The organism is Bacillus sp. PAMC28571 (assembly GCF_014250435.1).
Lineage (GTDB): Bacteria > Bacillota > Bacilli > Bacillales > Bacillaceae > Bacillus > Bacillus safensis.
Genome location: NZ_CP060191.1, coordinates 697,945 through 719,364, shown reverse-complemented (window position 1 = coordinate 719,364; position 21,420 = coordinate 697,945). Strand labels below are relative to the sequence as shown.

20 protein-coding genes are annotated in these 21,420 nt (G+C 40.1%); 11 read left to right on the top strand and 9 right to left on the bottom strand.

The window, feature by feature from the left end; genetic code table 11:
• Positions 1-64 precede the first annotated feature (64 nt).
• The 3 genes from H7F25_RS03270 to H7F25_RS03260 all read left to right on the top strand — a co-directional run bounded on the left by H7F25_RS03270 (position 65) and on the right by H7F25_RS03260 (position 2,180).
• Positions 65-391, top strand: coding sequence for a potassium:proton antiporter (locus H7F25_RS03270; protein WP_231506868.1), 327 nt, complete (start codon positions 65-67; stop codon positions 389-391).
• Between the two features lie 64 nt (positions 392-455).
• Positions 456-953, top strand: a complete 498-nt coding sequence (locus H7F25_RS03265) for a cation:proton antiporter regulatory subunit (RefSeq protein ID WP_024425442.1) — start codon at positions 456-458, stop codon at positions 951-953.
• A 3-nt stretch (positions 954-956) separates the two neighbouring features.
• The gene (locus tag H7F25_RS03260; RefSeq protein ID WP_024426572.1) at positions 957-2,180 is read left to right on the top strand and encodes a cation:proton antiporter; all 1,224 of its coding nucleotides are present in this window, start codon (positions 957-959) and stop codon (positions 2,178-2,180) included.
• A 37-nt stretch (positions 2,181-2,217) separates the two neighbouring features.
• Here H7F25_RS03260 and H7F25_RS03255 read toward each other — a convergent pair whose 3' ends face one another.
• The 5 genes from H7F25_RS03255 to H7F25_RS03235 form a co-directional block, all read right to left on the bottom strand.
• The gene (locus H7F25_RS03255) at positions 2,218-3,492 is read right to left on the bottom strand and encodes a lysine N(6)-hydroxylase/L-ornithine N(5)-oxygenase family protein (RefSeq protein WP_103132124.1); all 1,275 of its coding nucleotides are present in this window, start codon (positions 3,490-3,492) and stop codon (positions 2,218-2,220) included.
• 75 nt (positions 3,493-3,567) lie between these two features.
• The gene (locus H7F25_RS03250; protein WP_103132125.1) at positions 3,568-5,067 is read right to left on the bottom strand and encodes a coproporphyrinogen III oxidase; all 1,500 of its coding nucleotides are present in this window, start codon (positions 5,065-5,067) and stop codon (positions 3,568-3,570) included.
• 113 nt (positions 5,068-5,180) lie between these two features.
• Entirely contained in the window at positions 5,181-6,047 is an 867-nt protein-coding gene (locus H7F25_RS03245) for a Cof-type HAD-IIB family hydrolase (RefSeq protein ID WP_039177545.1), read from the bottom strand.
• A 451-nt stretch (positions 6,048-6,498) separates the two neighbouring features.
• Positions 6,499-6,855, bottom strand: a complete 357-nt coding sequence (locus H7F25_RS03240; RefSeq protein ID WP_151039235.1) for a YlbF/YmcA family competence regulator — start codon at positions 6,853-6,855, stop codon at positions 6,499-6,501.
• A gap of 121 nt (positions 6,856-6,976) precedes the next feature.
• Complete coding sequence (locus H7F25_RS03235) at positions 6,977-8,110, bottom strand: DUF445 domain-containing protein (protein ID WP_151039234.1); 1,134 nt, start codon at positions 8,108-8,110, stop codon at positions 6,977-6,979.
• Between the two features lie 213 nt (positions 8,111-8,323).
• Between H7F25_RS03235 and H7F25_RS03230 the strand changes: the two genes are divergently transcribed.
• The 7 genes from H7F25_RS03230 (at position 8,324) to H7F25_RS03200 (ending at position 14,603) form a co-directional block, all read left to right on the top strand.
• Positions 8,324-9,436, top strand: coding sequence for a YheC/YheD family protein (locus tag H7F25_RS03230; RefSeq protein ID WP_151039233.1), 1,113 nt, complete (start codon positions 8,324-8,326; stop codon positions 9,434-9,436).
• The gene (locus tag H7F25_RS03225) at positions 9,393-10,751 is read left to right on the top strand and encodes a YheC/YheD family endospore coat-associated protein (protein WP_151039232.1); all 1,359 of its coding nucleotides are present in this window, start codon (positions 9,393-9,395) and stop codon (positions 10,749-10,751) included. Before H7F25_RS03230 ends, H7F25_RS03225 begins: the two co-directional genes overlap by 44 nt.
• A 152-nt stretch (positions 10,752-10,903) precedes the next feature.
• On the top strand, positions 10,904-11,113 hold the full coding sequence (locus H7F25_RS03220; protein ID WP_151039230.1) for a YheE family protein: 210 nt from the start codon (positions 10,904-10,906) through the stop codon (positions 11,111-11,113).
• Positions 11,114-11,133: 20 nt separating this feature from the next.
• Positions 11,134-12,009 (top strand): helix-turn-helix domain-containing protein, encoded by an 876-nt coding sequence (locus tag H7F25_RS03215; protein ID WP_024426580.1) that lies wholly within the window; start codon positions 11,134-11,136, stop codon positions 12,007-12,009.
• Positions 12,010-12,153: 144 nt separating this feature from the next.
• The gene (locus H7F25_RS03210; RefSeq protein WP_024425745.1) at positions 12,154-13,260 is read left to right on the top strand and encodes an ABC transporter ATP-binding protein; all 1,107 of its coding nucleotides are present in this window, start codon (positions 12,154-12,156) and stop codon (positions 13,258-13,260) included.
• 236 nt (positions 13,261-13,496) lie between these two features.
• Complete coding sequence (locus H7F25_RS03205) at positions 13,497-13,700, top strand: alpha/beta-type small acid-soluble spore protein (protein WP_024425744.1); 204 nt, start codon at positions 13,497-13,499, stop codon at positions 13,698-13,700.
• Between the two features lie 285 nt (positions 13,701-13,985).
• Positions 13,986-14,603: an NAD(P)-dependent oxidoreductase gene (locus H7F25_RS03200; RefSeq protein ID WP_185854208.1), complete on the top strand. Its 618-nt coding sequence runs from the start codon at positions 13,986-13,988 to the stop codon at positions 14,601-14,603.
• A 109-nt stretch (positions 14,604-14,712) separates the two neighbouring features.
• Here the strand turns inward: H7F25_RS03200 and H7F25_RS03195 are convergent, their stop codons facing one another.
• The 3 genes from H7F25_RS03195 to H7F25_RS03185 all read right to left on the bottom strand — a co-directional run bounded on the left by H7F25_RS03195 (position 14,713) and on the right by H7F25_RS03185 (position 19,382).
• Positions 14,713-15,357 carry a hypothetical protein gene (locus H7F25_RS03195; protein ID WP_144470041.1) on the bottom strand — a complete coding sequence of 215 codons (645 nt, stop codon included), beginning with the start codon at positions 15,355-15,357 and terminating at the stop codon, positions 14,713-14,715.
• Positions 15,358-15,612: 255 nt separating this feature from the next.
• On the bottom strand, positions 15,613-17,628 hold the full coding sequence (locus tag H7F25_RS03190) for an ABC transporter ATP-binding protein (RefSeq protein ID WP_111927066.1): 2,016 nt from the start codon (positions 17,626-17,628) through the stop codon (positions 15,613-15,615).
• Positions 17,625-19,382 carry a multidrug ABC transporter ATP-binding protein BmrC gene (locus H7F25_RS03185; protein ID WP_034282232.1) on the bottom strand — a complete coding sequence of 586 codons (1,758 nt, stop codon included), beginning with the start codon at positions 19,380-19,382 and terminating at the stop codon, positions 17,625-17,627. Before H7F25_RS03185 ends, H7F25_RS03190 begins: the two co-directional genes overlap by 4 nt.
• A 556-nt stretch (positions 19,383-19,938) precedes the next feature.
• On the opposite strand from H7F25_RS03185, the gene H7F25_RS03180 reads away from it, so the two are divergent.
• Positions 19,939-20,445 carry a universal stress protein gene (locus H7F25_RS03180; protein ID WP_024425740.1) on the top strand — a complete coding sequence of 169 codons (507 nt, stop codon included), beginning with the start codon at positions 19,939-19,941 and terminating at the stop codon, positions 20,443-20,445.
• Between the two features lie 46 nt (positions 20,446-20,491).
• On the opposite strand, the gene dat is transcribed toward H7F25_RS03180, so the two are convergent.
• Positions 20,492-21,349 (bottom strand): D-amino-acid transaminase, encoded by an 858-nt coding sequence (gene dat / locus H7F25_RS03175; protein ID WP_185854207.1) that lies wholly within the window; start codon positions 21,347-21,349, stop codon positions 20,492-20,494.
• Positions 21,350-21,420: the final 71 nt, after the last annotated feature.

Genomic DNA, 21,420 nt, shown 5'->3' with positions numbered 1-21,420 from the left:
AACAAGAAATATATTTTTATATAGTAAAAAAAGAAAGAAAATAAATTTGAAAGGAGGAGGATGATTGATCAGATGTTCCATCATGATATTGGTTAGCTTCATCGTCATGTTTTCTCCTTTTTCAAATGTCGTTTTTGCTTCACAGGCAGAAGCGAGTATACCTAGCCTGATTTCTCCATCCATTTATGATGAAGAAATCAATGCTGTGAAGACACCTTCGTTTTCAAAAAAACATGCTTCATCCATTCTGTTGAAGGACAGATTATCAATGATGGATGCCAAGACTTTTCTGCCAAAGCCTGCCCCATCAGCTGCATTGTCCATTGATTTATGTTTTTTGGAAATGAAGTGTGCGATCCCCGTTATGTATCAATCTAATTACCTCTACTGATTCATTTTATTTCATCCGCATTTACTATATGAAAAACACAGACTATCAAATTCGGAGGGATAAAATGAACATTAAAGAAAATGATCTTCCTGGGATCGGAAAGAAATTTGAAATTGAAACGAGAAATAGAGAAAAGATGACGATTGTGATTCATGATGATGGCAGACGGGAAATTTATCGTTTTGACGATGATGATCCAGATGAAGTGCTGTCTACCATTTCACTCGATGATGCTGAATCCCGGCAAATCGCTGCTATTATCGGCGGTATGGTGTATAAACCGCAGGCACTAGAAACCATTGAAATGGCCTTCAACGACTTGATCATTGAATGGTTTAAAGTGGAAAAAGGTGCAAAAGCGGTTGGACATACACTCGGTGATTTAGATGTGAGACAAAATTATGAAGTCACCGTGATTGCGATCATTAAACATACAAATGAAAAATTACTCAACCCTGGTGCCGATTCGATTATTCAAGCAAATGATACGATGGTCATTTCGGGCGAAAGAAAACACTTGAAACGATTGGTACGTGATTTTCTTTCTAGAGGGGGAGAGTGATGAATGGATCATTTAGTCTTTGAAGTTGGGACGGCGCTAATTCTTATCGCCATCGCCAGCTTAATCGCCAATAAAATTAAATTTTCTATCATCCCTTTTCTCATTGTCCTCGGAATGATTGTTGGGCCGCATGCTCCAACTATCGGGATCATTGATTTGAAATTTATCGAAAGCACGGAGATCATTTCGTTTTTTGGCAGAATGGGCGTCCTGTTCCTTCTTTTCTATCTTGGACTTGAGTTCTCTGTCGGAAAACTCATTAAATCGGGTAAATCTATTGCAGTCGGCGGATCTATTTATATTTTGATCAACTTCAGCTTAGGACTGCTCTACGGTTTTATCACAGGGTTTGGATTCCTTGAGATTCTCATTATGGCAGGTGTGATCACCATTTCATCCAGCGCCATTGTGGCCAAGGTCCTTGTCGATTTGAAACGGACGGCAAATCCTGAAACAGAGTTAATTCTAGGGATTATTATGTTTGAGGATATTTTCCTTGCCGTATATTTATCTGTCGTATCAGGTCTTGTCCTTGGAGATGCCACTACTGTTGGCGGTGCCTTATTATCGATTTTAATCGCTTTTGGTTATATGATGCTTTTCTTTATCATTGCGCGGAAGCTGCCAAAACTATTAAATAAGTTGTTTGATATCCGTTCGAACGAAGTGTTCATCATTGTGATTTTTGCCGCTTTGTTCTTTGTCGCTGGTTTTTCAGAAACAATTCATGTAGCAGAGGCTATTGGAGCTCTCTTACTTGGTCTTGTTTTCTCAGAAACAGAGCACTCAGACCGCATTGAGCATCTCGTGGTTCCGTTTAGAGATTTCTTTGGAGCGATGTTCTTTTTCAGCTTTGGTCTCAGTATCGATCCGTTTACATTGGGTGATGCCTTCTGGCTTGCGATCGGCGCTGTGATTCTTACCTTAATTGGGAACTTCACTGCCGGAATGTTCGCTGGACGGAGAGCTGGATTTTCTCATAAAGCCTCTTCTAATATTGGATTAACCATCGTATCGAGAGGAGAGTTTTCAATCATTGTTGCCGAGCTTGGCATCGCCGGCGGACTTGCCGCTACTTTGAAGCCCTTTGCTGCATTGTATGTCTTAATCCTTGCGATCTTAGGACCGCTCGTAACGAAAGAATCTAAGAAAATCTATCAAATCCTAAACAAAATCTTCAAATGGAAACCTGAAAAACCAAAAGTAAAAAAAGAAACGACAATCTAATGAAAAAGGGCCCTATGCTTGGGCCCTTTTTTATGTTTTATTCAAATTGCTGAAATGCAGTTTCTTGCTTGACTGGCGCTTCCTCGGCCCCGCGAATGGTTCGAATGACTTTCTGGTTGCGGTAAATCGATAGTTTCAAATTTGTCGCCGCTGTTCCATGAGAATGATCAAGATTCGTGAATGTAAAGAAATGATTTGAACGCTTGTCTTTGAACACAAGCCTGAAGTCGTCTGTCACTTTAAAATGCTCATCACTTTCCCATTCAATCAAAGGTTCATATGCGCTAAACCATTTAGGAATATTCGGTGTATACCCTGTAGCCAATACAGCATGATCTACAGTTATAATTTTTTCTTTCTTCAGCTGCCACTGTTTGAGATGCAGCTCCAAAGGCTGATGCTCTCCTCTTTGAATCGCTTCAAGCTCGGTCATTGGCTGAATGAGCACAGATGGCTCTTCACCTGAAACAGAGCGATGATATAGCTCCTGATAAATGCGCGAAAGCGTTGATGCATCGATGCCATTTCTTAATCCTGTCAGCCTAGGCAATGTGTTCATACGTTCTTCATAAGGAAGCGAATGAAAATACTCGACATACTTTGGTGTAAAAAGTTCTTGGCCCAGCTCTGCCGTCTCCAGCTCTCTAAATTCACTAGAACGCGTAAACCATGAAAGCTGCTGTCCTTTCTTTTGATGCTGAAGCAGGTCTAAGAAAATTTCAGCTGCACTCTGCCCTGAGCCGATTACCGCCACCGACTCAGCTTCGTGAAGTGCTTTCTGCTGATCTAAATAACGGCTGCTATGGGTCACATATGGGTATGCTGCTTCAGGCACATCGACTGGAATCATTGGTTTGCTTCCTGTACCTAACACGACATGCTTTGCACGATACTCAGAAAGCGATCCATCGTTCAGCCGTCTGACTTTCACAAGGTAGCCATCTTGGCAGTCCGTCACTTCTTCTACCTTCATCCCGAACTGACAGCTGTCTAATTCTCCTGCCGCCCATGATAAATACTCATTGAATTCTCTCCGAGGGATATCAAACTGTTCAAATGTATAGAACCGGTGAAGTCTATTTGATTCATGTAAATAATTTAAAAATGTATACCTGCTTCTTGGATTCGCCATTGTGACAAGGTCTGCTAAAAAGGAAACTTGCAAATCCGTTCCTTTGATCAGCATACCAGGATGCCAAGCAAACTCAGACTCTTGTTCAAAAAAACAGCATGAGACATCCTCAAACTCCTCTAACAAAGCGGCCAATCCTAAATTGGCGGGCCCAATCCCAATTCCGATCACATCTATCATATGTACACCTGCTTTACCTTTTTATCACTTATATACCCTTTTACAAATGAAAAAAACACTGCGTCATCGCAGTGTTTAAACGTGAGAAACAAATAATGATTCAAGGAATTGAATTTTCTCTTCTGTATAGTGTTCATACCGGTCATTATACGATTTTGGATCTTTTGGATTGGCATACTGCGTAATTTTTCCTGATCTTGGATCAATGAATTTACTTGCTGCACCGCATCCAATGCCAATGATTGTCTGTACTTCTTCCATGATAATGATATTATACAAACTTTCCTGTCCATCTAATGAATACCCGACATTTTCGAGATTTCCCAAAATATTTTTTTGTCTATATAAATAATACGGGTGATATTGATGTGCTTTCGTCCAAGAGACCGCTTCATCCATCATACGCGTGATTTCTTCTCGGTCTGCTACTTGGTATTTCTCCTTATTGCGCGTCATTTCAGATGCTCTTTTAAAGGAGAGTGTATGCACGGTTAAAGATTCAGGCTTGAGCTCTTCAGTCTGCTGCAAGGAGTGCTGAAATTCTTTGAGCCCTTCTCCCGGCAATCCAATGATTAAGTCCATATTGATATTATTCATGCCGTACTGTCTTGATAAGTGATACTTTTCAATCGTTTCTTCCACACTATGATGCCTGCCAATAGCCTTTAGTGTTTCATTCTCATACGATTGCGGGTTAATGCTAATCCGGTCAATATTGTAGCGGTTTAGCACCTCTAGCTTATCAGGCGAAATCGTATCAGGACGCCCTGCTTCGACAGTCACTTCCCGTATATGCTTCACGTCTGGGAACGAGCGATACATTTCTTCATACAGCAAGTCCATTTCTTCCGCTGTGATGCTCGTTGGCGTGCCTCCGCCAAAGTAAACGGTCGTCACTTTGATCCCATGTTCTTTTAGCCATGCGCCCATTTTTTGCATTTCATAATGCAGACCAAACAAAAACGTTCCCACTCTGCCAGCTTGTCCTTTAATGGCGTAAGCAGGGAACGTGCAGTAAGCACATTTTGTGGGGCAGAAAGGAATGCCAATATAAATACTCACTTCCTGCTGAAGGTCATACAGATCTGGAATGGCTTTAAGCTGACGGTCGACGATTTCCTGCATCAAATTGATTTTTTCATCATGAATCAAGTAATCACGCTTTAATGCCGCATGTGCATTTTCCTTTGACATGCCTTCTCTCAGCATCTTATGGAGCAATTTCGTCGGACGTATTCCTGTGAGAATCCCCCACTTTTGTGTCATTCCTGTGTGCTCCTGAAGCAAGTGTAAATAAACAGACAGCACTGTGTTTTTGATTTGTTTCCAGCGCTCCTTATCGTTCAAGCTCTCTGGGACATCCCGCGAAAAACGACTGGTGATGTCTGATCCATCGATATGACCAGATGCTTCCACCATGCCATTTTCTTCCTTCCAGCTAAATACCATGATCAAACCATCATCCAGTTCACTTGGTTCAAACATCACTTCACTATCTTCTTCAAATAAATTGGCTATATTGACAAGCGGGCGATGAAATCGTTCATCTGACAGCCCTTTAATTAAAATTCGCATCATATCACCTTTATCTTCAAACTTGTTTCATTTTACAAAATTCATGTAGGAAAAGCAATGAAGGGAACAGACGAAGGCCCTGTCATTTCTTGATTGACAGGGCCTTCACTGTATTATCTCTTAATATCAAATTGATGTAAAAAACCTTCTCTTTGCTGCATTCTAAAGTATTCCTTGATCATATAAGCCACACCCTGTTCATCATGCGAGCGTGTCACCCAATCGGCTTTACGCTTGACATCATTGGGGGCATTTCCCATAGCAACGCCTAAACCAGCCAATTCAAGCATTGGAATGTCATCTGTTCCATGACCAATGACAACCGTATCTTCTAAAGTAAAACCGAGTGCAGAGGTTAAAAGAGAAAGTCCCGCTTCCTTCGAAACCCCTTTGCATACAATATTCATTTTCTCATCACTGATCCTAATAAGATCAACAGATGGGAATGCTTGTTGAATGGTCCTGTGAATCTCAGGCTGAAGCTCCGCGGTCGAATATACTTCAATCACTGGTGTACTGACTGGTTCATCCATCAGCATATCACTTAACGATTCAACAAATTGGACGGGATAGAAAATGGGATCAGACGGATGAATGAGCGTCTTTCCCATCAGCTGAGACTGCGTTTTTTTCCGGTTGCCGATCGAGAATTTTTCATGCAGCAAGCGGACATTACAATCGAAGCTTTCAAGGATTTGCACAAGATTAAATGTCTTTTCTTCCGTTAATTTTTTCACATGAAGCGGCTCATCGAGTTTATCGGCGATAAATGCACCACTATGCGTCACAAGGGTTGATGTTGGAATCTTCAACGCCTTGGCAATTTTTTGAGCGGAACGAAAATGCCGGTTGGTGACAATCGTCACGTAAACCCCTTTTTTCTTTACATATTCCACAGCTTCTTTTGTAGCAGAATGGATTTTACCATTGGAACGGAGTAACGTCCCATCTATATTGAGTGCAAGTAGTTTTTTTGACACTGAGGCATCCCCCTTCTTGATGACTGTACTTACGATGAGGATATGCCCTAGCTTGGTGCTTTAGAACATGCAGTTGAAAGAGCCCCAGGTTATGAATAGATGGATAAATAAAAAAAGCCTACCCCTAGGCTTTTTTTTATGTATGGTTTGGATGCGTTACAATGGAGTGATGAAGCTCCCCATGATCCCCTTATCATTTACACACCAAAGCATTGCTTATATCAGATCCCCTTATGATGCTTTGCGTTTCTCCCAGAAGCGCTTCTCTCTCATTTGGCTCAACGCCATAAATCCCAAGTGAAACGCACCCAATTGTCCCTTGAGAGCGCCTTTTGAAAGCACTTTCAATATAAGTATTATCGCAGAATTTATGTGCTTCGACAACCTTTTTTTAAAAGATATTGAGGAGAAAAGATAAAACAAAAAAGGGCGAATGACATCGCCCTTTCCATTAGTTTTCTTCTGGATTCCCATAAAGCTCTTCAAGTGGCTTCATGATAATTTTATTTAATTCACCGATAAGAATACTCACACGTTGTTCTGCTTCCATCAACTGAGAGATTTTGTCGTGCTGCTGAACAAGAGCAACTGTTTTTTGAGCTTGCTCCACTTCTTCTTGTGTGATCTCTTGACCAGTCATTTGTTTTTGTTGAAGGTTTACTTGAATGTCACGGAAGTTCTCAAACATTCTTTTAGAGGACTCATCCGCGTTTACCTCATCATAAAGATTTCTTAAAGTTGAATATTCTTCGCTATGACGCAATGCTTTTTCAAGGTCATATGCAACATCATAAAGATTTACAGACATGTTATGTCTCCTTTCTATCCGTTATCACCGATATGATCGGCGGACACCACTCCACTATAACAAACTATGGCTTTCGTTTCACATATATACAATGAATTCATTAAATTTTCTATAGCTTGTCTTAGAATATCGCCACAAAAACAGCCTGGATAGCACCAATCATCCCGCCTAAAAGACCGCCTAGAAATGTGATCATCTTCAGCTCCTTATTAGAGATGCTGACTACAAGCTCTTCCATTTTTTCAAGCGGGAAAAGTTCAATTTGTTCACGAATGATATCTTCAAATTGCAGCTTTGCAAGCAGACTCTCTAAAGCATTTGAAGCCGCTTCAATCCCCTTATCAATCAACACTGGCGCAAAATGTGTTTTAAGGTCATCCGCTACAGCACTGACATATGTTCCAACTGTTTTGTCTAATATCAGCTTTGTAGAGAAATGAGAAAGCAATTGATTTTTCACACTAAAAATAAGTTCCTTCACATTCCATTTTTCATCAAGCTCATGAAGAGAAAATAGCTTCACCTTGTCCCATTCTTGAACAAGTAAATCTGCTAAAAATCTTTTTGTTTCTGCATTTCTTAAGAACTTGATAATTTCTGGATGCACACGGTCAATTAAGCTTGAATTCCCTAGAAACATTTGGACCATACTGCCAAGCATTCCCCGTTCTTTTAAGAAATCATCAATCATATTGCCAAGCCTGGCTTTGCCTTCATCACTTTCAAAATAATGAATGCCTCTCTTTAAAATATAATCTGCTGCATCTGGAATTTTTGATGATATTTTGGTTTCCACTTCTACCGGGAGCAATTCAGATAAAGTTTGCTCGTTATATGTTTCAAGCAATGAAGCGAGCTTCTGGTCAGACCACTGATGGAGCCATCTATCTGCTTTGACATCAGCCTGTGAAAAGCCGAATTTTTCTAGCAGTGAGAATACGGTGATCTCCATATTTGCGCCTTTGTCAATATATCGATGGAATGTACGCAGGATCTCCTGCTTTGCCTCCGATGATTCAAATCGCCTTTGAATACCTTCTGGCGTGAGCAAATGCTCCATAACCATGACACCAACCTGCTTGGCTACTTCGTCTCTTCTTTTAGGAATAAGCCCTGGTGTAAATGGAAGCTGTTTTCCGAATAAGTAATATGGCTTATAAGGCCGAAAAAGCATTTTAATTGCAAGATGGTTTGTCGCTGCTCCTATGACTGCGCCGATAACAATCATAAAGATAAACGTTGTGAATATATTCAAAGTCGTCATCTACCTTTCAAACAACACCCGAGGTTTATTGTTTTGATCTATACGTATTATAGTTGTTGTCAAGTTCCCAAGCAAATGAAGCATGCAGCGAGACATATGATCAAGCGATCTGTCGTAATGATAAAGGAGCGTAAGCTTTATGTAAAATCATAAAAAAATGTTTTTTGATGGTAAAAAAAGAAGTTGAAAAGAAGGTGTTTTTTAATGACAACATTAGGTATTGCGAGCCTTTCTCCGCAGTATGAAGAGGCATTCACACGGCAGCTCGCCAAAGCTGCCTCTTCTTATCGTTTAGAGGTTGTTCGTTTTACACCATTTGATTTAAAGCCGGCTTCAAATTTGATACAAGGCCAAGCATATACGAATGGCCAAGGGTTTGCCGACGCACAATTTCCGATTCCCGACTTGATTTATGACCGATGTCTTTACCGGCATGACGCACAATCTAAAAAAGCAAAACCCATCATGGAATGGCTAAAAAAATATCCAAAAACAGTTTTTTTGAATACCGGCATTTCAAATAAAATGGTGCTATTTGAGCAGCTCCGTCTCCTCTCTGCTTTACAGCCATATTTACCTGGCTGCTTTTTATTAAAAGAGCCCTCAGACCTGATCAATATGGTAAGGGAGTACGGTGCTGGCGGTTATTGTAGAATGCAGCCTCTCTCCCCTCAGCATGCAGCATCTACTTACTTCATTTCCTTTGATGGCAAATCAACATTTACTGTTCAACTAAGTTCCAATCAAACCATTACATTTTCTCGTACGTCAGAGCTGGAGCGCTGGTGCAAAAAATATGCAGGTCGGTATTTCCTTCAATTTTTCAACACGAATGATCAAAAAGAAATTTTATTCAATGAAATCAAGATTTTCCTTATGAAAGATTCACAAAATCAATGGAAACGCATGGGAATTCACACAAAATCACCTGCAGAAAATTGTCTTTTAAGTTATACACAAAAATCAGCTCCTGTGATAGGCTTTGAACACTATCTAAATACATTGCAGCCACACATCAAGGAACTCCTTTTAGATGATATTGCATCCATTCAGGCATCAATCCCAGCTTATATAGATAAAACTTACTCTCCTTGCTTTGAATTCGCAGTAGACTTACTTCATACAAGTGAAGGCAGACTTTTCATATCAAATATCAGATCAAAGCCAGGGCGGTCCGCTTTTTTAAATGTTTATCCTGAGAAGGAACACGAATTGATTCGTATCATTCTTGAACATGCGCAATCGACAAAGTCTCAACCGAAGGAGGTTTCTTATGAACAGAAAGCGTTGCATCATCGCCCCACACCTTACAAGTGAAAAAACAATTCATCTTCCCGTCCATTATAAACAGAAAGATGCCATCTATTCTCTTGCTCTAGGGTCTCGTTTAGTAGATGGCTTCAACATTTCCTATCATCAGCATCCAAATAAAATTTTATTATCTGAAGATCTATACAGAGGTTTACTGATTCCTTACCAATCAAAAGCTGATGTGATCATCATTGACCATACACTTTTTATAGGGCCGTTGGTTGGCATTTTCACTGCAGGTTTTGAGCAAAGTACACAGCCATTAGGAACGAGATCAGAATTTTTTATCAAACTGCTGCACTCTTTCAGGCAGCATCCTGGTTTTGCCTATCTTTTTGGGTCACATTCTATTGATTGGGAAAAAGGAATTGTAGAAGGACTGTTGTACCACGAAGATTCATGGGTTAAAAAACAGCTTCCCCTTCCGTCAGTCATTTATGACCGGCTTCCAAATAGAAAAGCTGCTCAGTCGGCACTCATTCAAGAAACGAAGCGAAAGCTCACCCAAGACTATGATATCCCTTGGTTCAACCCTTACTTTTTTAATAAATGGGAGATTCATGAACAGCTATTAACAGATGAAAAAACATGGTCCTTTCTCCCACATTCTGTACAATTAGATCCCGTGGACGCTCTTAGTAAAATTGAAACACTCCTCCATCTGCATCAAGTTATATACTTAAAACCGACAAACGGAAGTCATGGAGACGGGATTTATCAGTTAAAAAAGGAAAACGACGGAATCACTGTATTCTCAAATTTCGGAAATTCTATTCCATATGATTCAATAGATCAGTTTGTTCAAAGGCTGCGAAAGGATCATGCAATTCATGATTTTATTGCACAACAAGGCATTGAGCTTCTTCAAATAGACAATCAACCGATGGATTTCAGAGTTCATACGAATAAAAATAAAGAAGGTGATTGGACAGTCACAGCAGCAGCAGCAAAGGTTTCTGGAGATCATACCATTACGACTCACCAGTTACACGGGGGGACGGTGAAAACACTTTATGCTGTCTTTCCAGAAGAAAAGAAACGTTTGCAGATTTTACAGCAGCTTTCTCATACTGCCATCATGCTTAGCCAGGTGATAGATAAAAAAATGACCGGGCATATTGGTGAAATCGGTTTTGACTTAGGCATTGATCAAACAGGTGCAATTTGGATGTTCGAAGCAAATTCTCGCCCTGGCCGAGAGATTTTCCAGCATGTCTCTTTGAAAAAATCAGAATGGCTGATTGGAAAAAGAATCATGGATTACGCATCTTACCTTTCAAAAACGGCACTCACCACTTCAGATCACGCGAACGTCTACTGACGCTTTTTTGTCACATGTCAGTGCTCATAAATCTATGCTTTTTCTATGCTCTTTTCATGAGATGAGATACAATAAAATCAAGTTCAAGGTTGTTTCCGTGTTGTCGTGTTTGTTTATTGTTTCATCAATAAAAGCAAGGAGGCAATGATGATATGATTTCTCATTTTCAATGGAAACCCCTTTTTAAGAAAGCACAATTGCCAGGCTGGAAAATATCCTTTTTCCACAATGGTGCGCACTATGAAGGCATCTACCACAAAACAGGTGACATTGAATGGGGCTCTCACCTTCCGCCTCATGAAGTTGAGCCAACTTTAAAAGAAGAAATCCACGAATTAATGCTGTACCATGTCTATGATTAAACTGTTTAAGGAGCCCCGCCATGTTAGAAAAATTAAAACTTGTTTACGGAGACCATATCATCAGCACACCTACTCATGACAAACAAATTCTTTGGTATCAAACAGACGAAGGCGAAATATTTGGAGTAAACAAATCGGAGCTTTCAGAAAGAGAAACACTTCTTCTCAACTCTTTTCTTACACCAATTGATCTATTTCAAAAAGCGCAGACCGAGGATGAACAAAAATGGTTCAGCTATCTTTTTGAAAACAAGCCACTAACTGTCCAACATCCCGTCCGTGTTTATTATTTTCAAATGATCCATCAAGAAGAACAAAGACAGCAAATAAAAGAGGCTGTGAATAACAGCCTCGAACATACTCATTTCATATGGACAGGCCCTGAAACAGCTATGCTGATTCAACCAAATGCCACATCAGAAAACAGTCAATTAGATCAGTTAAATGATTTGTCTCTGGCTATTACAAGTGATTTTTTAACAGACTCAGTCTTTATACAAGGACAGCTGCATTTGCCAAATGACCATTTACAGATGAGGTTATTAAATGAACAACAGCTATTTTTATACCATATGCAGCGAGAAAAGCTTAGATCAGGGGCTGCCACATTTTATCAATGCCTGCCTTCGTTCATTTGTTATGATGCATCCGCACTCTCTCATGCTATTTCAGATGCTTTTAAAGAAGCGGTCTTTGACCGGGATGTTTACCGAACTCTCATGACTTATATGCAATGTAATTTAAACGCATCCAAGGCAGCAAAAGCGTTATATGTTCACAGAAACAGTCTTCAATATCGAATTGATAAATTTATTGAGCGCACTGGGCTAGATATACGACATTTTCCAGAAGCATCCGCTGCTTATTTGATGATGACTCTACTCGATCTTTCATAAAGAATGAAGACATGAGCACCCTGCCCAAAAATGAAAATAGGATGTTGTGCACGTTGTCCATTTACAGACTCTTCCTCATTTTATACACTTTATTTACTAGTAAAGCGCTTTCAAAAAAAGAGGGACTGGGGAGGCTGACATCTAATGGCTGAAATGATGCTCAATCAAATTTATAAAGTATACGATAACAAAGTAACAGCAGTAGACAACTTTAATCTACATATAGAAGATAAAGAATTTATTGTGTTTGTTGGTCCATCAGGCTGCGGAAAATCAACAACCCTTCGCATGATTGCAGGTCTAGAAGAAATATCACAAGGAGACTTTCTGTTAGATGGAAAACGGATGAATGATGTAGCGCCGAAAGACCGGGATATTGCAATGGTTTTCCAAAACTATGCATTATATCCTCATATGAATGTATACGATAATATGGCTTTTGGATTAAAGCTTCGGAAGTTTCCGAAAGCAGAAATTGATGAGCGGGTTCGAAATGCCGCTAAAATATTAGGGCTTGAGCAATATTTAGACAGAAAACCAAAAGCACTGTCTGGCGGTCAAAGACAGCGTGTTGCACTTGGCAGAGCGATTGTACGTGATGCAAAGGTTTTCCTTTTGGATGAGCCGCTTTCTAATTTAGATGCAAAACTCCGTGTTCAGATGCGTGCTGAAATTTCTAAGCTTCATCAGCGTCTGCAAACAACATTTATCTATGTGACACATGATCAGACTGAAGCCATGACAATGGCAACACGCCTTGTTGTCATGAAAGATGGTTTTATTCAGCAGGTAGGAGCGCCGAAAGATGTATATGAAAACCCAGAGAATGTGTTTGTAGGTGGATTTATCGGCTCACCTGCGATGAACTTTTTTACAGGAAAGCTCTCTGACGGTGCCATTGCGGTTGGAAAAACTCATATTCGTGTACCAGAAGGAAAAATGAAAGTATTACGCAGCCAAGGCTATATTGGAAAGGATGTCATTTTAGGCATCAGACCAGAAGATTTTCACGATGAACCAGTATTTATAGAGGCGTCTGAAGGCACAAAAATTCATGCTGACGTAGAAGTAGCTGAATTAATGGGGGCAGAAACGATGCTTTATTCTTCTATCGATGGTCAATCGTTTATTGCACGTGTTGATTCTCGAACCGATGTACAGGCCGGACAGTCTATCCCTCTTGCGATTAATATGAACAAAGCCCATTTCTTTGATTCGGATACGGAGCTGCGCATCCGCTCAGCAGAATAAAAAGATATATAAGCAGCACCATCACTCATCATTGGGTGATGGTTTTTTGTATGTTAACACAACATTTACCATGTTCTTTTTTCGTATGTTTTTTTCGGAAATAACCATAATACTTAGTACAAAGCAGTTACTGCATTGGGTTTCGCCAAGTGGCAAATGACTTGATCATTTCGCTGGTGCGATTCCAGCAAACCCAACCAAAAAAACAAATCATATACAAAAAGGAGAATCACATCATGGCTAATTCTAATAGTTCAAACCAATTACTAGTTCCTGGAGCAGAGCAAGCGATCGATCAAATGAAATACGAAATCGCTTCTGAATTTGGTGTAAATCTTGGAGCAGAAACAACATCTCGTGCTAACGGTTCAGTTGGTGGAGAAATTACAAAACGTCTTGTGTCTTTCGCTCAACAAAACCTTGGCGGAACAAAAGCTTAATTTCATATCTGGATCATAGAAGGCACCTCTTATGGTGTCTTCTTTTTTTGTTTTTATCCCTCACCAAACTCCTTTCAGCTCATATCATGTAGTAGAAAGGAGCGGATCTTCATGGACATTTTTTCTGGTATGAACTTTGAACTTTTACAATTTGTAGGGATCTCTCTATTATGTGAATATGCTCATAGTATTCGGTCCTTTCATCTTTATAAAAAAAGCATCACATAAAAGTTGTACCAATTTGGGTTCTTTTCACTTATAGTATGTAGTGGAGGGATCGAACAGATGAAAATAGCTCTTTTCGGTGCTCATGGACGTGTAGGACAAGCATTTCTTCGTTTCGTTCAAGTAGATGAGCGTTACATGGTTCGTTCATTGATTCGGACAAACCGAGAAGAAATGCTTGCGGGTATGTTTCAAGTCACCGGCAATTCAAGAAATCGAGAAGATGTGCTTGAGACAATCAAAGGAGCAGATATTGTTGTGAGCTGTCTATCAACAGATGGAGATGATACATTATCTGTTTCAATGGAGCATATCGTACAAACCATGAAGCAAACGAATACATCAAGAATTATTACAATTGGTACAGCAGGCATTTTAAAAGCAAGGCAGCAGCCGGAGCTCTACCGTTTTGAAACAAATGAATCAAGACGGACCACTTCCCGAGCAGCTAAAGAGCATGCGAAAGCGTTTGAAATCCTTCAATCGACTGATCTAGATTGGACCATTATTTGTCCAACCTATTTACCAGATGGAGAAGTGACACGGTCATATCGCTATGAGAAAGATTTTCTCCCTATAGATGGAAAGAAAATTTCAGTTGAAGATACCGCACACTTTTTATATCAGCAGTTAAATTCGAAGGAGTTTGTACATCAACGCGTCGGCATCGCTTATTGATGATGCAGTCATATCGATAATTGGAAATAAAAAAGTCGAGGTGTTTTTCCACCTCGGCTTTTTAATATGAGTATTAAAATAAATCAAATTGAAAATTCCAAAAAATCAATTAAAGAGTGATCCAGCCTGATTTTGAATGAACTCTTTTTACTACACCTTTTCCAGTAACAAATCTAATTCTTTTTCCTTTTACTTTGTATTCAATGAAAGGCAATTGAACATCGATAAGGTCGTATTTTTTATTTTTTGTTAAAAAGTCTTCTAAATAGCCCATTTGCCAATATCCATTGTATACAAGATTTTTGAGAGTGCCACGAGCACTAGGAGCTAAAGTAGTTAGCAAACCAGACACTCCCGCAACTACTCCTGCAGGTGTACTAGTTACAAATACCAATCCAAGTACAGTTGCACTTGTTCCTAGTGCATCTTTTAGCTTACTGTAATCTTTTTTATTAAAGCCCTTATCATAAATATTACGCTGAGCAGATGTCATTTTTCTAACTTGGCTTAAATTGAGAGTAACCCTTGCAGCATATTCTGAAGAATTAATATTACCTAAAGCATGAACTTGTCCAACTTGATTAGCAGTCTTAAATGATTGAATTTGTGCTGATAAATCAGTTTTTGCTTCGACTACTTGTTTCTTTGGTACTTTTTGTTCAGCTGCTGATGCAACTTCACTAAACCCAGAAATAATTAATGTTGTTGCAGCAATCAAGATGACATTCTTAAATAAACTTTTTTTACTCTTCATATTCAATCCTCCTGTTTTTTTGATACAAGAATATAATATCACAAATAAGAGAAATTCATATATTTTTGGATAAAAAAACTAAAAAATATGGATAAAAATTCATTAATTAACCATTTTTAAGAATCTAATTTCGCATATTTCATATACTTATAATTACAAAAACACATCTTGCTGTTCATCTTAAAGTTACTTTAATTTCTCCACTGAGAAAAGCCTCTTTCAATTGAAAGAGGCTTTTCTCTATTAATAATTTCATCAGCTGTTTGCAACAGCACCTTTTTGCAGTTCATACATTTGTGCATACAGCCCTTCTTGCTGCATGAGTTGTTCATGACTGCCACGCTCGACGATTTCACCTTTTTCTAACACCAAGATCATATCGGCTTTTTTAATAGTGGATAATCGGTGAGCGATCACAAAAGTTGTTCGTCCTTCTTTAACTACATCAAGCGCCCGCTGAATGATCGCTTCTGTTTCTGTATCAATGTTCGCGGTGGCTTCATCTAAAATTAAAATCGCTGGATCGTACGCCAATGCGCGCGCAAATGAAATCAACTGACGTTCCCCTGAGGAAAGGGTGCTTCCCTTTTCAACGACTGGTTCATCAAAGCCTTCTGGCAGGTGCTTCAATAACTCTGCGGCACCTACTTGCTTTAATGAGGATTCAATCGTTTCTCTTTTGATGTCTTCATTCCCTAAGCTCACATTGGAGGCAATCGTTCCAGAAAATAAATACGGGTCTTGCAGCACAATGCCCATTTGTTTACGCAGCGTTTGACGCGACTGATCATAAATGCTTTCGCCATCTATGAGAATGTCTCCTTGCTGAATGTCATAAAAACGCAGCAGCAAGTTCATGATCGAGCTTTTCCCAGAACCAGTATGCCCCACAAGTGCAACCGTTTGACCTTTCTTCGCTTCAAACGTAATGTTCTTTAAGACATTTTTCCCTTCATTATAAGCAAAGGTGACATCTTTGAACTGAACGTGTCCCTCCAGCTTCTTCTGAACAGGTTCTTCCACTTCTGTTCCTGGTTCATCTAATAATCGGAAAACCCTTTCTGATGAAACCCTTGCTAATTCCAACCTAGAGAACTGATTCACAATGCCTGTAATCGGCTGGAACAATCGATTTAAATAATCGACAAACGCATAGAGCACACCAATGGACACAATGCCTGTCGCACTTAGCGAAGCACCACCAAAATACCAAATGAGCGCCACATATGCTAAATTTCGCAGCAAATTAACCAAGTTATGTGAAAGAAGTGAATTTAAATGCAGCATCTTTCGCTGATATCGAAAGTGATTGTTGTTCAGCTCATCAAATTCCTCCTGCGTCGCTTTTTCATGACGAAAGGCTTGAATGATTGTCATCCCTTGAATGGCTTCATTTAGTTTGGCATTGATTTCACTGATGATCGAACGAATGCGGTGATTGTACACCGATGCAAACTTTCTATAAGTCATCGACCATAGGAAAATAATCGGTACAGCGACCAAACAGATGAGTGCCAGCTTCACATTTAATAAAAACATGGCAATGTAAATCCCAATCATGTAAATAGCACTTGTCACGAAATTTGCAAGGACTGTTACATATAAATCACGAATGGTTTCCGTGTCATTTGTTATCCTTGCGACAACCTTTCCAGCCGGTAAATTATCAAAATAGCGGATCGGCAGCGTTTGGATGTGCTCAAATACGTCTACCCTCATTTTTTGAATAATTCGATTTGCAATCCTCTGGAGCAAATAATGCTGCCCATACTGAAAGAAAATCGCAACGATGAGCAGTCCTAGATAAAATAGAACAAGCTGCACCAAACCACTGATTTCTGGCTGATAAAAAGCGAAAATCTCCTCTTTTGATAAACGCTGTACCTCATATGTCTCACGCTCGTTCCCATTATCAATGGTGAGCTGATCTCCCGATATTTTTCTGTTTCCATCAAAACGAATCGGCTCATTCACAAAATAGTAACCGAACCCGACTTGCACTACATTGATTTGCTTTCCAGAATCCATTCCATTATTTAATCGATCGCTTCGTATATAGTTATTTCCCTGGTAATAAACGGTTTTGTCTGTCTTTTCATTGACCTCGACATACGGTTTTTCTACACCTAAAATATGATCATCAATCATTTTCTTCCCAATAAACGGCCCTGTCAGCTCAGCACCAACTGCAATCATCAGAAAGATTAAGGCAACAGACAATACTTTCTTATATAGGAGTGCGTAGGCAAGGAGTCTTCTTCCTGTTGTCATGCCTCATCCCCTCCTTCCAGCTGATTTGTTAGCTGCTGACGCAAAAATTGTTCTTTGTACCACCCATCCTGCTGGATGAGCTCGTTGTGGGTGCCCTTTTGGACAATGCGCCCTTCTTCCATAACAAGAATGAGATCGGCATGTTCAACAGCTGATAGGCGATGAGTTGTAATAAACGTCGTTTTGCCATGACGGTTTTGCCTTAGATTTTCTAGGATAGCGGTTTCTGTTTTTGCATCTACCGCAGACAATGAGTCATCCAGAATTAAAATGTCTGGATCAATTAATAAAGCACGTGCAATGGATATTCGCTGTTTTTGTCCGCCTGACAGCGCCACACCTTTTTCCCCAACCATAGTTTCCAGACCCTCTGGTAAAAGGCGTAAATCCTTTTCAAAGTAAGCATCTTTGATTGCTTGTGCTAACTCATCTTGTTTCGCGTCACGATGACCAAAGCGCATATTCTGTTCCACGCTTTTTGAGAAAAGTATATGATCCTGCGGTACATATCCGATCCATTGAAATAACTGATCTAATTCAATGTCTTGGATCGGAACACCTGATAGCAAGATTTGCCCATCACCTGCCGGGTACTGGCGCAGAAGCTGTTTGACAATGGTCGTTTTGCCGCTTCCCGTTTTGCCTGTAATCCCAATCGTCTGCCCCTTTCGAACGGTAAAGGACACATCAATGAGATTATCTTTAGATGAGGTTGGATATCTGAATGTCACATGATCAAACTCAATATCTCCAGGCTCTTGTAACGTTTTCGGCTGAGCAGCATCTGTTACGTCCGGCTTGTAGCTGAGTGTATGATTTAACCGGTCTAACGACGCATTTCCTCTTTGCATAATATTAATCAATTCGCCGATCGCAAACATTGGCCAGATCATCATGCCAAGATAGACGTTAAATGCAACAAGCTCCCCAATGGTTAAATCACTTTGGAACACGAGATAGGCTCCGTAGCCGATTCCGATTAAGTAGCTGATCCCCACAAGTAATTTCACTGTCGGCTCAAACAAAGAATCAATGATCGCCACTCGCATGTTTTTTTGAAATACATCATCTGTCATTTCTCGAAAGCGTTCGACATCTTGTTTCTCCTGCACAAAAGACCGAATGACCCGGACACCTGCCACTGATTCAAGAACGCGATCGTTCATATCACCAAATGCATCTTGAGCGACTGTAAAGCGCTCATGAATTTTGCTTCCATAAAACGCAATCAAGAGCGCCATCAGCGGCATAGGAATAATCGCCATTAAGGTTAATTTCCAGCTAATCGTCAGCCCCATCGTAAAGAAGATCATCAGCATATAAGCAGTGGAATCAACCAAGGTCAGAACGCCAAAGCCTGTTGTTAAGGCCACAGCATTCAAGTCGTTTGTACCTAATGCCATTAAGTTGCCGGTTTTTTTCTTTTCATAAAAGGTAGGCGTCATCTTAAGCAAGTGGCGCATCAGTTTCCCACGCATCACACGCTCCATGACATTTGCGCCGCCAAATAACTGATACATCCAAAAATATGTAAGTGTATAGACGACGACACCTAGTAAGCAAAAAATGGTCACATAAAACACAATACTGGATGTTGTAAATTGACCAGAACGAATGTCATCAACTGCCTGGCCAAGGTATCTTGGCGGCAGCATTTCAAGCACATTCACAATGAGCAGGAGCGTAATAGCAATCGTATAACGCCTCCACTCTTGTTTAAAGAACCAGCCTAATTTCGCAAATACTGAAAACATGTTTGTCTCTCCTTTTCAAGCTAGCCGCTTTCTAAATTTTCCTGCAAGTCACCTTGTTTCGTTTTTTGAGCTTTTGTCATTTGTCTTGATTTTGGCATGTTCACATGCTTTCACTCCTCTTCATTTACTTGTTGTTTTTCATCCCTTTATTTCGAAATGCGAAATGAATTCAACAAAAAAAGAGGCCACCAGCTGGCTGGTACGCCTCTTTTCGTCATGTAAAAAGGCGCATGTTGACAAATACGCAACATACGCCTTGATTCATCCGATCAATTGGAACAGACGAGTTCCTTTTCCATGACCAATGAAGGTGTAATTGTCACGTGAATCAACCCATTCATGCAGTTTGATTTCATTCTTCCAATGTTGCACATGACATTTCCTCCTTTTGGCTCTTGAATCTTTTTTTATCTTATAGTGGCTGTCACTATTTTGTCAATAAATATTTTTCAATAAATGAAATTTTCTAACAAAAATCATTCTCCTTCATGTGTATCTTTTTCTATTAACGGGTATACCATGAGTGTAAAGACTCCTTTTGAAAGGAATGAGGACATTGTTTCAAGCTGATCGGATGGTCGTAGCGTTTGATGGACATGAAGACAGTAAGAAAGCATTAAAAAAGGCAATCGCTTTAGCTAAAACCTTACATGCCAAGCTGACCGTTACCTATGCACATGATGGCAAAACAGACAGACAGGTGTTTGATGTGCCGCGCCCAATGACTGGCGGAGCTTATATCGGCGGCGGTACGGCAGATCTTCAAACACCCCCTGTATATGTACCTCATGACGAACAGCAAAGTCCCTTGATTTTTGAAGACCATACAGAAGAGGTCGTTGCGGAAGCAAGAATGCTTTTAAATGAGGAGCAGTTTGAGGCTGCCATTGAAATTGTAGAGGGAGAACCAGCGGAAGCGATTATCGAATATGCGGAGGAAATATCAGCAGACCTCATCGTCATGGGAGCACGTGACCAAAGCAGATTGAAAAAAATGCTGTTTGGCAGTGTGAGTGAAAAGTTATCAACAAAATCAGATATACCTGTGCTTATTGTGAAATAAATGCATCACAAAAGGCTGTAAACATTAGTTTACAGCCTTTTTTTATTTATGAAGAGATCGATGCTTCACTTTCATGGTTAATTTTTTGCTGGAAGCCTTCCTGTACGCGCTTTGTCAGCTTGCCCGGAACGCCTTCCCCTACTGGCTCGCCATCTATTTCAACAATCGGAATGACTTCAGCTGTCGTCGAGCTGATGAAGATTTCCTGAGCGCGCAGCAGTTCTTCTTTGCTTATACGAGTTTCTTCAACAGTACACCCTTCTTCCTCACATACCTCCAGCAGCTTTCTACGAGTAATGCCGTTTAAAATGAGATTGTTTGCAGGGTGAGTACGAATCACGCCATCAATCACGGCATATACATTCGAGGAGGTTCCCTCGGTCACAAAACCATCTCTCACAAGGATTGCTTCAAACGCACCAGCTTCAGATGCTTTCTGCTTTTCCATGATGTTATATAAAAGGTTTAAGCTTTTGATATCACATCTTAACCAGCGAAGATCCTCAGATAAAATGGCCTTTGCCCCATCTTTCTGCTCTTGAACAGGCTTTTTCACCTGGAACGTATATGCCGTGATTTGAGGAGTAAGAGAATCACTATATTGATGTTTACGAGGGGCGACACCCCGCGTGACTTGAATATACACACCGCCATCTGTTAATTGATTGTGAGCGACGAGCTGTTGTAACTTTTCTTCCATATCTGATACTGTACCTTGCAGATGAATGCCAATTTCCTTTGCACTCTTGAACAGACGCTCTGTATGTTCCTTTAACGTAAACAAAGTACCATTGTATACACGGATGACCTCATAGACTCCGTCACCAAATTGATAGCCTCTGTCCTCAATATCAACATGTGCATCCTTTTTTTCAATGAAATCTCCATTGTACAATATTTTCATATGGAATCTCCCCTTCGCTTTGCAATAATGGTTGAATCTGATGCTATCTTAGCGGATAAATGGGTTCGTTT

Bases quoted from the DNA above. Each gene is read 5' to 3' on its own strand.
- H7F25_RS03265 (WP_024425442.1), top strand. From the start codon at position 456: ATGAACATTAAAGAAAATGATCTTCCTGGGATCGGAAAGAAATTTGAA.
- H7F25_RS03260 (WP_024426572.1), top strand. From the start codon at position 957: ATGGATCATTTAGTCTTTGAAGTTGGGACGGCGCTAATTCTTATCGCC.
- H7F25_RS03255 (WP_103132124.1), bottom strand. From the start codon at position 3,492: ATGATAGATGTGATCGGAATTGGGATTGGGCCCGCCAATTTAGGATTG.
- H7F25_RS03250 (WP_103132125.1), bottom strand. From the start codon at position 5,067: ATGCGAATTTTAATTAAAGGGCTGTCAGATGAACGATTTCATCGCCCG.
- H7F25_RS03240 (WP_151039235.1), bottom strand. From the start codon at position 6,855: ATGTCTGTAAATCTTTATGATGTTGCATATGACCTTGAAAAAGCATTG.
- H7F25_RS03230 (WP_151039233.1), top strand. From the start codon at position 8,324: ATGACAACATTAGGTATTGCGAGCCTTTCTCCGCAGTATGAAGAGGCA.
- H7F25_RS03225 (WP_151039232.1), top strand. From the start codon at position 9,393: ATGAACAGAAAGCGTTGCATCATCGCCCCACACCTTACAAGTGAAAAA.
- H7F25_RS03220 (WP_151039230.1), top strand. From the start codon at position 10,904: ATGATTTCTCATTTTCAATGGAAACCCCTTTTTAAGAAAGCACAATTG.
- H7F25_RS03215 (WP_024426580.1), top strand. From the start codon at position 11,134: ATGTTAGAAAAATTAAAACTTGTTTACGGAGACCATATCATCAGCACA.
- H7F25_RS03210 (WP_024425745.1), top strand. From the start codon at position 12,154: ATGGCTGAAATGATGCTCAATCAAATTTATAAAGTATACGATAACAAA.
- H7F25_RS03205 (WP_024425744.1), top strand. From the start codon at position 13,497: ATGGCTAATTCTAATAGTTCAAACCAATTACTAGTTCCTGGAGCAGAG.
- H7F25_RS03200 (WP_185854208.1), top strand. From the start codon at position 13,986: ATGAAAATAGCTCTTTTCGGTGCTCATGGACGTGTAGGACAAGCATTT.
- H7F25_RS03195 (WP_144470041.1), bottom strand. From the start codon at position 15,357: ATGAAGAGTAAAAAAAGTTTATTTAAGAATGTCATCTTGATTGCTGCA.
- H7F25_RS03190 (WP_111927066.1), bottom strand. From the start codon at position 17,628: ATGACAACAGGAAGAAGACTCCTTGCCTACGCACTCCTATATAAGAAA.
- H7F25_RS03185 (WP_034282232.1), bottom strand. From the start codon at position 19,382: ATGTTTTCAGTATTTGCGAAATTAGGCTGGTTCTTTAAACAAGAGTGG.
- dat (WP_185854207.1), bottom strand. From the start codon at position 21,349: ATGAAAATATTGTACAATGGAGATTTCATTGAAAAAAAGGATGCACAT.